The sequence below is a fragment of the Lentibacter algarum genome, assembly GCF_040580765.1.
GTDB classification, from domain to species: domain Bacteria; phylum Pseudomonadota; class Alphaproteobacteria; order Rhodobacterales; family Rhodobacteraceae; genus Lentibacter; species Lentibacter algarum.
The window spans coordinates 1,800,032-1,812,680 of record NZ_CP158687.1; the positions used below are offsets into that span (position 1 = coordinate 1,800,032).

At 52.8% G+C, this 12,649-nt stretch carries 9 protein-coding genes and 1 pseudogene; 4 read left to right on the forward strand and 6 right to left on the reverse strand.

Annotated features, from left to right (window positions below):
- Positions 1–5: 5 nt before the first annotated feature.
- The 3 genes from DSM117340_RS08755 (at position 6) to ilvN (ending at position 3,634) form a co-directional block, all read left to right on the forward strand.
- Positions 6–833 carry an arginyltransferase gene (locus DSM117340_RS08755; RefSeq protein WP_089890319.1) on the forward strand — a complete coding sequence of 276 codons (828 nt, stop codon included), beginning with the start codon at positions 6–8 and terminating at the stop codon, positions 831–833.
- A 442-nt stretch (positions 834–1,275) separates the two neighbouring features.
- Positions 1,276–3,030, forward strand: coding sequence for an acetolactate synthase 3 large subunit (locus DSM117340_RS08760; protein WP_354689576.1), 1,755 nt, complete (start codon positions 1,276–1,278; stop codon positions 3,028–3,030).
- A 34-nt stretch (positions 3,031–3,064) separates the two neighbouring features.
- Positions 3,065–3,634, forward strand: coding sequence for an acetolactate synthase small subunit (ilvN, locus tag DSM117340_RS08765; protein WP_089890313.1), 570 nt, complete (start codon positions 3,065–3,067; stop codon positions 3,632–3,634).
- Between the two features lie 25 nt (positions 3,635–3,659).
- On the opposite strand, the gene DSM117340_RS08770 is transcribed toward ilvN, so the two are convergent.
- Entirely contained in the window at positions 3,660–4,010 is a 351-nt protein-coding gene (locus tag DSM117340_RS08770) for a hypothetical protein (protein WP_089890310.1), read from the reverse strand.
- Between the two features lie 245 nt (positions 4,011–4,255).
- On the opposite strand from DSM117340_RS08770, the gene DSM117340_RS08775 reads away from it, so the two are divergent.
- Positions 4,256–5,071, forward strand: coding sequence for a helix-turn-helix transcriptional regulator (locus DSM117340_RS08775; RefSeq protein ID WP_245724410.1), 816 nt, complete (start codon positions 4,256–4,258; stop codon positions 5,069–5,071).
- Here DSM117340_RS08775 and DSM117340_RS08780 read toward each other — a convergent pair.
- From DSM117340_RS08780 to DSM117340_RS08800, 5 genes and pseudogenes are all read right to left on the reverse strand, one after another.
- Complete coding sequence (locus DSM117340_RS08780) at positions 5,068–5,838, reverse strand: DUF2189 domain-containing protein (protein WP_089890305.1); 771 nt, start codon at positions 5,836–5,838, stop codon at positions 5,068–5,070. The two genes, DSM117340_RS08775 and DSM117340_RS08780, sit on opposite strands and share 4 nt — an antisense overlap.
- Positions 5,839–5,954: 116 nt before the next feature.
- A pseudogene (locus DSM117340_RS08785) lies at positions 5,955–7,370 on the reverse strand (amidase); the annotation flags it as partial.
- Between the two features lie 192 nt (positions 7,371–7,562).
- The gene (prfB, locus tag DSM117340_RS08790; protein ID WP_089890300.1) at positions 7,563–8,690 is read right to left on the reverse strand and encodes a peptide chain release factor 2; all 1,128 of its coding nucleotides are present in this window, start codon (positions 8,688–8,690) and stop codon (positions 7,563–7,565) included.
- A gap of 81 nt (positions 8,691–8,771) precedes the next feature.
- Positions 8,772–11,288: a PBP1A family penicillin-binding protein gene (locus tag DSM117340_RS08795; protein ID WP_354689577.1), complete on the reverse strand. Its 2,517-nt coding sequence runs from the start codon at positions 11,286–11,288 to the stop codon at positions 8,772–8,774.
- A 118-nt stretch (positions 11,289–11,406) separates the two neighbouring features.
- On the reverse strand, positions 11,407–12,630 hold the full coding sequence (locus DSM117340_RS08800) for an N-acetylmuramoyl-L-alanine amidase (protein WP_089890293.1): 1,224 nt from the start codon (positions 12,628–12,630) through the stop codon (positions 11,407–11,409).
- Positions 12,631–12,649 lie beyond the last annotated feature (19 nt).

Genomic DNA, 12,649 nt, shown 5'->3' on the forward strand with positions numbered 1-12,649 from the left:
GGTAAATGCGACACACCTTGCCGCTTGCGCCCCAATTCTACGTGACGGCGCCACAGCCGTGCCCGTATCTCGCGGGGCGGATGGAGCGCAAGCTGTTCACATCGCTTCAGGGCGAGAACGCGCAGCAGCTTAATGATGGATTATCCCAACAAGGTTTTCGCCGCTCTCAGAATGTGTTGTACCGCCCGTCTTGCGCAGATTGTGCCGCCTGCTTATCAGCCCGAATTATTGCGGCTGACTTCAAGCCAAGCAAAAGCCAAAAACGTGTCTTAAAAAAGAACACGCATCTTGAGCGCAGAGTCACCTCGCCATGGGCCACAGAAGAGCAATATGATCTCTTCCGTCGCTATCTGGACAGCCGCCATGCAGATGGTGGCATGGCCGATATGGACGTGTTCGAGTTCGCCGCTATGATCGAAGAAACGCCTATTCGCTCGCGTGTGATTGAATACATAGACACAACAACCAAGGCCCTCGTTGCAGTCTGCCTAACGGACGTGCTGCAAGATGGGCTTTCAATGGTATACTCGTTTTTTGACCCTGAGTATGAGAGTAGCTCTCTTGGGACCTTCATCATCCTTGACCATGTCGAAATCGCTCGTGCAGGCGATCTACCGTATGTTTATCTTGGCTATTGGGTCCCCGGCAGCCCGAAAATGGACTACAAAGCCAAATTTTCTGCGCTTCAGATATACAAACAAAACGAGTGGACACCGCTTGGCGACATTGCCCATCATGAAGCCGAAACGCACCCACTGTCGACTGCGCCGATCGCAGAGCAGGTGGCAAACATATCACTCCCTGACTTGCCCGCCCACAGGATCAAGCCTTAGCCCTGCCGCACGATCTTTGAGCACTTCTCATCATTTTCCTAGACGCTCGGCTGGACAGCCCTAAAGCTGATATCCCAAGCACCAATAAACCTCGCGGGTTTGCAACCGATTGCGCGCGATTGAGTTCGCAACTGCTATGGCCGAATCCCAAAATCATGATGCTCTTTTTGAATTTCTGTCCAAATTATTCCTCGCAGCGCAACTTTTGAACAAAAAACATGCCTCCAGAGTACGATTATTCAGGTTTTGGCGGTTGACGCCCCTAGCCGGCACTTCTAATGTCTCGCAAACGCAGCAAAAAGGCACCCAGCATGGTAGAGCTAGTGGTCATCGTGAGAAAAAGGCGCATGGGCCGGTAACGGAAACCCTTCGGTAACCCCATGCGCCCCCGAAAATCGGGGGTTTTTTTATGCGTAAAACGAAGTTGGAATGGAGCTTGTATATGACACGTCAAATGACCGGCGCAAAAATGATCGTAGAATGCCTGAAAGATCAGGGCGTGGAGGTTATCTTCGGCTACCCTGGTGGAGCCGTGCTTCCCATTTATGACGAGGTGTTCCAGCAAAACGGCATTCGTCATGTTCTCGTGCGCCACGAACAAGGCGCTGTGCATGCCGCAGAGGGATACGCCCGCTCGACAGGCAAACCAGGTGTTGTTCTCGTAACATCAGGCCCAGGCGCCACCAACGCCGTAACCGGACTGACGGACGCCCTACTTGACTCAATTCCGATCGTTGTCCTGACAGGACAAGTTCCAACCTTCATGATAGGGACAGACGCGTTCCAAGAGGCCGACACGGTTGGCATTACTCGACCCTGTACAAAACACAATTGGTTGGTCCAAGACACGGCCTCCCTTTCAGCGACAATCCACGAGGCGTTCCATGTTGCTACGTCAGGCCGACCAGGCCCTGTCCTAATTGATATCCCCAAAGACGTTCAATTTGCTTCGGCCGACTACACACCTAAGCAGAAAGTCAAAGTGAGCCGCTATCAACCCCCTGTAAAGGGCGACATGGCATCCATAGAGGAACTCGTTGACGCAATCGAAAAGGCTGAAAAGCCAGTATTCTATACAGGTGGCGGCGTTATCAACTCGGGCCCAGCAGCCAGCCAGCTCTTGCGTGAGCTCGTGGAAGCCACGGGTTTTCCAATCACCTCCACCCTGATGGGCCTCGGTGCCTATCCAGCTTCAGGCGAAAAATGGCTCGGCATGCTCGGAATGCACGGGCTCTATGAAGCCAATATGGTAATGCACGGCTGTGACTTGATGATCAACATTGGCGCGCGATTTGACGACCGCATCACAGGCCGCCTCGACGCCTTCAGCCCCAATTCTCAAAAGGCACATATCGACATTGATCCGTCATCGATCAACAAGGTTATACGTGTCGACATCCCTATTGTTGGTGATGTAGGCCATGTGCTTGAAGATGTTCTCAAAGTTTGGAAAGCGCGCGGCCGCAAAACCAACCGCCCTGCACTTGAGAAATGGTGGTCAAAGATCGAAAACTGGCGCAATGTTGATTGCCTTAAGTTCGAGCAAAAAGGCTCGATCATCAAGCCTCAGCACGCCCTTGCGCGCCTTGAAGCCCTGACCAAGGATCATGACCGTTACATTTGCACGGAAGTTGGCCAACACCAAATGTGGGCGGCCCAATACCTTGGCTTTGAAGATCCAAACCGCTGGATGACATCAGGTGGCCTCGGGACAATGGGTTATGGTTTTCCTGCGTCAATCGGTGTCCAAATGGCGCATCCTGACAGCTTGGTAATTAACGTGGCTGGTGAAGCAAGCTGGCTGATGAATATGCAAGAAATGGGCACAGCAATTCAGTTCCGCCTGCCCGTGAAGCAATTCATTCTCAACAATGAACGCCTCGGTATGGTCCGTCAGTGGCAAGAATTGCTGCATGGTGAGCGCTATTCGCACTCTTGGAGTGAAGCCCTACCCGACTTTGTTAAGTTGGCAGAAGCTTTTGGCGCTAAGGGCATCCGTGTGGACGATCCAGCTGATCTGGATGAAGCCATCAAAGAAATGATTGCCTATGACGGTCCTGTTATTTTGGACTGCCTCGTTGAGAAGCACGAAAACTGCTTCCCGATGATCCCGTCGGGAGAGCCTCACAACAAGATGTTGCTCGGTGAATCAAGCACCAAAGATGCAATCGGCACAAGTGGCGCAGTGCTCGTTTGAGCCGCCCAACAGTGTAGAGAAGGAAGGAAGCACAATGTCTGCTCTCAAAATCAAAAAAGGCTCTAACAAGCACTCTGCGTACAACCTGCGCCCAACTTTTAGCGATCACGTTGAAACCCATACTCTCGCGGTTGTGGTGGACAACGAAGCTGGAGTGCTGGCGCGCGTAATCGGTCTGTTCTCAGGGCGAGGCTACAATATCGAAAGCCTGACCGTCGCTGAAATAGATCACGCAGGTCACCGCTCGCGTATCACCATCGTCACAACAGGTACGCCTCAAGTGATTGAACAAATCAAAGCGCAACTGGGGCGGATTGTTCCAGTGCATGAGGTCCATGACCTAACGGTGGAAGGCGCGTCAGTTGAGCGTGAACTTGCATTGCTGAAAGTTGAAGGCACCGGAGATCGCCGCGTTGAAGCGATGAGGCTGGCCGACATTTTCCGAGCCAATGTCGTAGACAGCACGCTTGAGAGCTTTGTTTTTGAAATTACAGGTACACCAGAGAAAATCGACGCCTTTAGCGAACTGATGCGCCCGCTTGGCCTAAGTGAAGTGGCCAGAACAGGTGTCGCAGCGCTCGCACGGGGTAAAATCGGGGGTTAAACCCTCCTCGCAGCAAAGTGCAGTTCTAGGCTGTTCGTAATATCGGAAACGGAACAACATTTGAAACCGTTACCTTCAGGGCTTCCGAACTTGGAAGCATTGACGGTGACGGTTTTTTTGATGCGGGTTCAATCGCAGCCTTCAAGCGTTCGGCGATAGCTGGAGCGTGTTGTTCAGAAATAAGTTCTGGATTGCGCGCCAAGCGCATCGTGTCGCCCTCCAAAACTTGAAAATGGACAAGATCTCCAGCATCCAAAACAGGACCATCAAACACGGAAGAGGCGCAGCCTCCATAGAAAGCTAGATCGCCATGATCTTCGCACCAGATCACAGCTTTTTGTTCGTCCTGATCACTCCAAAGAACAACGCCATACATCCAAAAACCCAATCTTTAAAAACACATCCTGTTAACACAATTTTTAGAAAATATTGCACGAAGTGGAACTCTGAAATGAGTGTCGCACGCTTAAAAATTGTGACTCATTTGGCAATGTCTGACGCTAATTAGCGTCAGTGACGACGCGTAATCGCATCGAAAAAGATGCAGTTCTTGTTACCATTTAAATCAATCCCGCGTAAGATTAGATTCGAACAGTATTAGTATCTCAAGAGTTGATGTTTGTGTCCAAATCACGCGTGCCCCAAAACCCTATTGATCCCGTTCAGCTGCGAAGTGTGTTCGGCGACAATCTCAAAAAGCTAACAGCGCGCTACCCTTCAGTTGCGAGCCTATGCAGAGAGCTCGGCATAAACCGCACGCAATTTAACCGCTACCTAGCGGCCGAGAGCTTTCCACGCCCCGATGTCTTACATAAAATATGCACTTTTTTTGAAGTCGATGCGCGTATCCTCTTGGAACCCGTCGATAAAGCCAGCGAGGAGCATGACGATCTTTTCCATCACCCTGCAGTCAGAAATTTCCTTGGGAAAACAACTAATCCTGTGTCCTTGGATGAATTGCCAAGTGGGTTCTACCGCTTCAGTCGCCCCAGCTTTGTTGATGACAATCGTTTCGTCGTAGGAACCTTTTACGTTTTTCGCATCGACGGACGAGCCTTTGTCAGAGGGTTCGAGTTGCCCGAAGCTATGAACGATCAAGGCCTTTCAATCAGTTCCTACAATCGTGAATTTCGCGGTATCACCCTTAAGCAAGAACAAGGTCTTGTCATATTGGCCGCCCGCCGTGGCGCGACGACATGTTCGTTCAGTTACCTTGCGCGCGTACCGTCTTTTCACAATAATTTCTGGGAAGGCTATGCCACCAGAACTGTAACAGAAAGCATTACCGGCCAACGCGTGGTTCGCTTTGTCGTCGAACATATCCAAGGTGGCTGGCGAGAAGCTCGTAAAATCACGCGCACCGCAGGTTTTTGCAGAGCAGAGGAATTACCAGGCTATCATGCCCGCCTGATGAGAGCAGGACACCCGTTTCGCTAGGCGCGCGCCTCGGATGCACGGTACAGATGCCAACTGGCATGGCCAAAAAGAGGCAAGACCAGATAGAGGCCTAGGAAAGCAGGCACCATGGCCGCAAACGTGCAAATCGCAATGAATGCGCCCCAAAGCACCATCAGTACCAAATTACTTTTAACCGCAATAAAGCTAGCAATCATAGCGGTCACAAAATCAACTTCACGATCCAACAACATTGGCATAGCGAAAACTGTAATCATAAACAAAAGCAGTGCAAAAAGCCCTCCCACCGCGGTTCCCACAGCAAGCATCGTCAGGCCATCAGCAGTGAAATAAACCTCCAACGAGCTCGACACATTTGTCATTGTGGAAAGCCCTAAAAACAAAGCAAAGATCATGTGAGCAATAAAAAACCAGAATAAGAAAACCATCAAAATAATCACACAAAGGGAAGGCAGTTGGCGGGCAGCTTGGTGCCGCACAACTCCGAATATTTCTGAAAAAACGAGAGGTAGCCCATAGTCGAGGCGATGACTTACCTCATACAGTGCAACGGCTGTAAACGGACCAAAGAGCGGAAACCCGACAGCAGCGAATACAAGCCAATAGCTTTTGCCAGTCGCCATAGTGATCCAGCCCAGCAGAAACCCGAAGGCGACACATATACTCGCGACGATAACTCCGTATGCTGGAGCCCGCCTCATATCATACCAGCCTTTGTAAATGGCCGCTTTTATGTCGAAAAATGTAACTTGGCCCAGTTCTGGCGCGCCTTGTTCTTTGATGATCATAAGGCCCTCCCCGCCTGCGTTGATCCAGCATAAGACGCAAAGCTGACAATCCCAAAGATTTTTGTTTAAGTCAGCTTTTAGCCCCGCAATCTCGCTTCAGACACTTATCTCCTAGATCAAGAAAGTGGCGCGCGTGAAAGCGAGTACTGATAAGCTTTGTGCCAAGCTTGGCCAAGCTGCATTAGGGCAGCATCGCTATCACGCGGACCGAAGAGGGAAAGCCCGGCAGGTAGCCCGTTTGCTCCCATTTCGAGAGGAATGTTGATACAGGGCAAGCCAATCAGGCCTACAGGCGTCACGATATGCATCCAACGATGATAGGTGTCCATCGCCTGCCCTCCTATCTCGGTAGGATAGGTCCACTCAACAGGGAACGGATATAGCTGGGTCGTCGGCAAGACGAGCGCATCGTAATGCTCAAAAAGCGTTGAGCAAATCTTAAACCAGTCCGACCGCAGCACTGAAGCGCGATGTACGTCCATAGCTGAAAAAGAAAGCCCACGTTCGATCTCCCAGATCGCCTCAGGCTTGAGCTGGTCGCGCTTGGAGGCATCATTGTAAAAAACAGACAGCCCTCCTGCGATGGCCCAAGAGCGCAAAGTTGTCCAACTCTCCCAGATCGCGTCAGCTGAAAACGGCGGGGCAACAGGCTCCACTATGATGCCAAGAGCCTCAAGCTGAGGGATAGCTTCTTCGGAATGAGACATAAGCCCTGCTTCCATTGGAAAGGCTCCGCCCCAGTCGCCAAGCCAGCCAATCCGACGCCCTTTGACATGCGCATCGATGCTTGGCAGCGTCAAATCGTATGAAGCCCCATGTGGTTGACGCGGATCAGCACCAGCTTGTGTATCAAGGAGCGCCGCCATGTCACGCGGCGTTCGCGCCATTGGACCCAATGTTGCAAGCTGGTGTAAAAAATTGTCTCCAACAGGCTCGGAAGGCATACGCCCATATGTCGGGCGGAAGCCATACACGTTATTCCAAGCCCCAGGGTTGCGCAGGCTACCCATCATGTCAGATCCATCTGCAACCGAGAGCATCCGCGCGGCAAGCGCCGCTGCAGCCCCGCCAGAAGAGCCGCCTGCGCTCCGAGACAGATCATAGGGATTACGGGTGGCGCCATGAACAGGGTTGAACGTGTGTGAGCCAAGGCCCCATTCAGGTGTATTGGTCTTCCCGATAACAACAGCGCCGGCAGCACGCATGCGCGCAACCACGAGGTCATCTTTGGGCGCAATAGAGTTTGCGAACATCGGGTTTCCCATCGAGGTGGGTAGCCCTTCGGCATTGGCGAGGTCTTTCACGGCCACTGGGATACCATGAAGCCAGCCCTTGCGAGGTGTCTCATCCATCGCGCGAGCCTCAGCCATCAATTCATCGGCATCGCGCAAGGACACGATGGCATTGACCTGGGGGTTGACCCTGTCGATCTGAGAAAGTGTCGCTTCCATCAGTTCTGCAGCGCTCAGCTGTCCCTCAGCAATGGCCTGTGACTGATCAAGGGCTGTCATATTTGTGATATCATTCATCGCCGTGTCCTTCTCGCGCTTAGTTTATGCTGGCGCGGGTTTAAGCGGAGCGCAAGGTACAATCAGATGAAAGCTTCTAAGGCACTAAAGCATTCACTTCACGTCAGTTAGAAGCTCGCGCAAGACAAGCTGTGTACTGGGTTCGGCATGATACGTCTGAGTGCAACAGCGAGCGCTGCTTGGGCAAACCTCTGGTTAAAAGTCGCCCTGAGCTTCTGAACGAGACTTACCAGCAACATCCATCGCCAGCGTCGCGGCCATCAAGCCATCAAGATCACCGTCCAGAACACCTTTGGTATCGGAGGTTTCAAAATTGGTGCGCAGATCTTTCACCATCTGGTAGGGCTGCAGAACGTATGAGCGGATTTGGTTTCCCCACCCCGCATCACCTTTGTTCTCATGCATTTCGTTCACAGCAGCGTTGCGGCGATCAAGCTCCATTTGGTAAAGGCGTGATTTGAGCGCTTTCATCGCGATATCGCGGTTTTGGTGTTGGGATTTCTCCGAGCTGGTCACAACAATACCTGTCGGTGCGTGGGTGATACGCACAGCAGAGTCAGTCGTGTTTACGTGCTGCCCGCCGGCTCCAGAGGAGCGGTAGGTGTCGATACGGATATCGGCTGGGTTGACTTCAATTTCGATATTGTCATCTACAACAGGATAAACACCAACTGATGTAAAGGAGGTGTGGCGCTTGGCGGCGCTATCAAATGGACTAATCCGTACGAGACGGTGCACGCCGCTCTCTGACTTGAGCCAGCCATAGGCATTGTGCCCAGAAATCTTATAGGTCGCCGATTTTATGCCAGCCTCTTCTCCCGCGCTCTCGGCTTGGAGTTCGACTTTATAGCCCTTCTTCTCGGCCCAACGCACATACATCCGCGCAAGCATTGAAGCCCAATCGCAGCTCTCCGTGCCCCCTGCACCCGAATTGATCTCAAGGAAGGTATCATTGGCATCAGCCTCACCATCCAACAGCGCTTCAAGTTCTTTTTCGGCTGCCTTTTTCTTGAGTGATTTCAGAGCCTCTTCAGCCTCTTTTATCACCTCGGCATCGCCCTCCATTTCGCCCAATTCGATCAACTCGATGTTGTCGGACAGATCGCCAGCAATCGTATCATAGCTTTCCATCGCATCAACAAGCGCCTGCCGCTCGCGCATGAGCTTCTGAGCGTTCTCTGGGTTGTCCCAAAGAGTCGGGTCTTCCACCCGGGCGTTAAACTCTTCAAGCCTATGAGGCGCAGTCTCTCGATCCATCCGCTGGGCCAAAAGCACCAGTGACTTTTCGACTTCGGCAACAATGCCCTGAATTTCTGCGCGCATGGGTCTTCCTTGGATCACGTTTCAGGGACTGATAGCGTAGCTCCGAGCCAGCGGCAAGCGCAGGCTCAGACGCCCGCATGTTTAATAAAGTCCGCCCGAGCTAAGCGTTCCAAAGCCAGCTTTGGGACCAACAACGGCTTTTTTGCCTGTTGAGGTCGTGACTTGCTTGGCCGCTTCCGTTTCGCGAACGAGAGGCAGGTTAGCTCCCATCGCGAAACCACCATCAAAAGTGATCCCGAAGTCGATCTGCTCCCCCTCGCGGAAGCATTCGATAACAACATGATCGCCCTCAGCGCTGTCTGACAAGCGCGCACCCGTAAAACGGTCGATTTTGATGAATTCGCATTCTTTCGGCGCACGGAATTTACCAGCCCCATACTTCTTGATCGCAGAACTCATGAACCTCTGGAAAACAGGACCACACATCCCACCGCCTGACGCGCCGCTGCCCATAGAGCGCGGATTATCAAACCCAATATAACAGCCCGCCACGATATTGTTTGTGAAACCAATGAACCAAACATCTTTGGCATCATTGGTTGTACCAGTTTTACCCGCAACAGGCACACCCAGATTCACCGATTTGCTCGCCGTTCCGCGAGACACAACCCCTGTCATCATGGATGTGAGCTGATACGCGGTCACAGCATTCATGACGCGCTCACGGTTGTTTACAATCACAGGCGCTTCAGACCGGGGCAGCGTTGGGTTAACACAGTCAGTACACACTCGGTCATCGTGTCTATAGACGGTCTTGCCATATCGGTCTTGAACGCGGTCAATCAATGTCGGCTCAACACGCTGCCCACCGTTGGCAAACATGGCATAGGCCGACACCATTTTGTAGAGTGTGGTCTCTTCCGAGCCGAGCGAGTTCGCCAAAAAGCGTCCCATTCCATCATAGACTCCAAAACGCTCAGCATAATCAGCTACCACGTCCATCCCAACTTCCTGTGCAAGACGAATGGTCATCAGGTTTCGCGATTGCTCGATCCCAGTGCGCAGCGGGGTGGGCCCATAGTAGCGGTTCGAGGCGTTTTGCGGCCTCCAAAGGCCTTGTGGCGTGTTGATCTCAATCGGCGCATCAACAACAATCGTTGCAGGCGTATATCCGCTATCAAGTGCCGACGCATACACAAATGGTTTAAACGAAGACCCGGGCTGGCGTCTCGCCTGTGTGGCGCGGTTGAAAACAGAATGCTGGTAAGAAAACCCACCCTGCATAGCAATCACGCGGCCTGTGTTCACATCCATAGCCATGAAACCGCCCTGCACTTCAGGTACCTGCCTTAGCGTCCAGCGGATAAAGTCTCCTGCTCCTTCGTCGCCCGTTGTCATGCGCCGAACAAGCACAACATCTCCGATTTTGAAACTGTCACCAAAACCGCCGCGCAACCATGAAATATCTTTACGTGGGATAACAAAAGGCTCTGCCTCTGTCTCGCTGATGCCCTCGATACCAATACGCATGGATTGGTCCGCAATTTCAAGCACAACAGCGGGGAACCAATGGCTCTCCAGATTAATGTCCCGCGGTACGTTGGTTCCGGCCAAGGCCTCTCGCCAATCCGCCTCAGTTGCTAGGTTTTCTGCCGAAATGCTTTTACCGGTCCCGCGCCAGCGACCAACACCACGGTCAAACTGCTCCAGCTGGCGCTGAAGAGCCGCCGCCGCAACTTCCTGCATCTCAGGATCAATCGTTGCGCGCACAGTCATACCACCCGTGAAAAACTCTTCTTCACCGAAATCATTTGAGAGCTGCCGGCGGATTTCGTCTGTAAAATAGTCGCGTGGCGGCAAGCCGTCTTTGAACGGCTCAAAGTCACCATTCTGAACCGACCGAAGTGGAAGCTCGCGTTCAGATTTGTACACAGCTTCAGAAATGTAGCCGTTCTCAAACATTTCCTTCAGAACAAAATTTCGCCGTTGAAGCACACGCTCTTTGTTTCGAACAGGGTGAAAACGCCCGGGAGCCTTTGGCATAGACGCCAAGGTAGCAGCTTCATGTGGGGCCAGTTCGCTCAAGGTTTTGTTAAAATAAGCCTGCGCGGCTGCAGTCACACCAAAAGAGTTCTGCCCGAGAAAAATTTCGTTCAGGTAGAGCTCGAGAATACGCTCCTTATCCAGTGTTTCCTCAAGCCGCGTAGCAAGGATAATCTCTTTGATCTTACGTTCGGCCTGGCGGTCAGCCGAGAGTAGAAAATTCTTAACGACCTGCTGGGTAATGGTCGAAGCCCCACGCACACTTCCACCCTTCATGGCGTCAACAGCAGCTGACGCGATACCGCGCGTGTCATAGCCCTGGTGCACATAGAAATTCTTATCTTCCGCGCTGATAAACGCATATTTCACAAGCTGCGGGATTTCTTCGGCTGGTGTAAACAGACGGCGTTCGCGCGCGAATTCGTCGAGCATGCGCCCCTCACCCGAGTAGATGCGGCTGATAGTGGGCGGCTGATACTGTGAGAGGCTTTCATGGCTTGGCAGGTCTTGGCCATAAATGTAAAAAATCGCACCAATAGAAAGCGCCACAGCCATAAGACCGAGGGTGATGAGGCTAAAAAGGCCCCCGAGGGCCGAGAACAAGAATCTAATCACGTGTTTCCCCTGATGCGCGCGCCCTGTCTATACGCCCAAGGCACGACGAGGTCAAAATCAACTGACAGTGAATTTGGGCTGGTTTTCGCCAGTTCCGCCCGCGTCTTGGCAAGCGTGCTCATTGACGGACCACGCGGCGGATGGCTTCATCCGCGAGGATCCAGGCCTGAATACCATCTCGGATTCCCTCCGCCATTTTGCGACGCCACAAAGGATCAACAACATTTTCAAAATCGCGGTCACTCGACAGAAACCCGATCTCCAGCAAGATCGAAGGAATGTCAGCCGCTTTGAGCACAGAAAAAGCAGCTGCACGATATGGCCGCCGGTTGAGAGGCGCCCCCTTTATCTCGAGACCGCCCACAATCGCTTTGGCCAAACGCTCCGTCCGCGGCTGTGTCTCCTGTCGCGCAAGATCGAGCAAGACATCAGCAACCACATCATCTTGACCCGTGAGGTCTGTCCCTGAAAGCATATCAGCCCGATCATGCCGCTCAGCCAACAGAGCCGAAGCCTCATCAGTGGCGTCATCGGCCAACGTGTGAACAGTCGCTCCATGCGCATGACCTTCGCTCAGCGCATCGGCATGTAGCGAGATAAAGATATCAGCCTCCGCTTGATGGGCCATAGCCACGCGGCGCTCAAGTGAAACAAAGTTGTCGTCCGTGCGCGTCAAAAGCACGTCGACATTGGGGAGCCGTCTAAGTTCTTCCTCTATTTCACGCGCAAAAGCGAGCATAAGCTCTTTTTCCGTTTGGCCTTCCCGCGAAGCTCCGGGATCAATGCCGCCATGCCCAGGATCGAGGACAACCAGAACCCGTCCAGTTTGCTTGCGCGGCAGCGAAGCAACCGGATCAGGCCAGACATCGCCCTTGGGCGGCCCTGCTCGGTCTGCAAACGTCGCCTCATCGGATGTATCGAGAACAACCGTGAGCACAGCCGTTCCCCTCTGGTCGTCACGGCTCATCTCTGCTGATCTTAGCGTAAAAGCCCCCCCAAGCTCCGCAACCATGCGTGACCATCCAGGGCGAAAGCCGCCAAAACGCACGCTCGTCAACGCTTTGGCTTCGGCGAAAAGCTCTTCAGAAACCCCAGCCCAATCTACCTCACGAAAATCAAGCACAAGGCGGCGTGGTTCATCCAAGGTATAAACACGATAGGGTACGGGCTGACTGAGCGTCAGTGTGAGCGTCAAGGCCCCCCTCTGCAAGCTTGCACCGCTCAGTGATGGATCAACGCGCGCCAAGCCACTCAGGGACTGGGCACTCGCTGACGGCACAAGCCAAGAAACCCCACCAATTAAGGCAAACACCACCGTAATAACTGCTAATAGCCTGCTCATGACCGCCTATTTCTTTCGC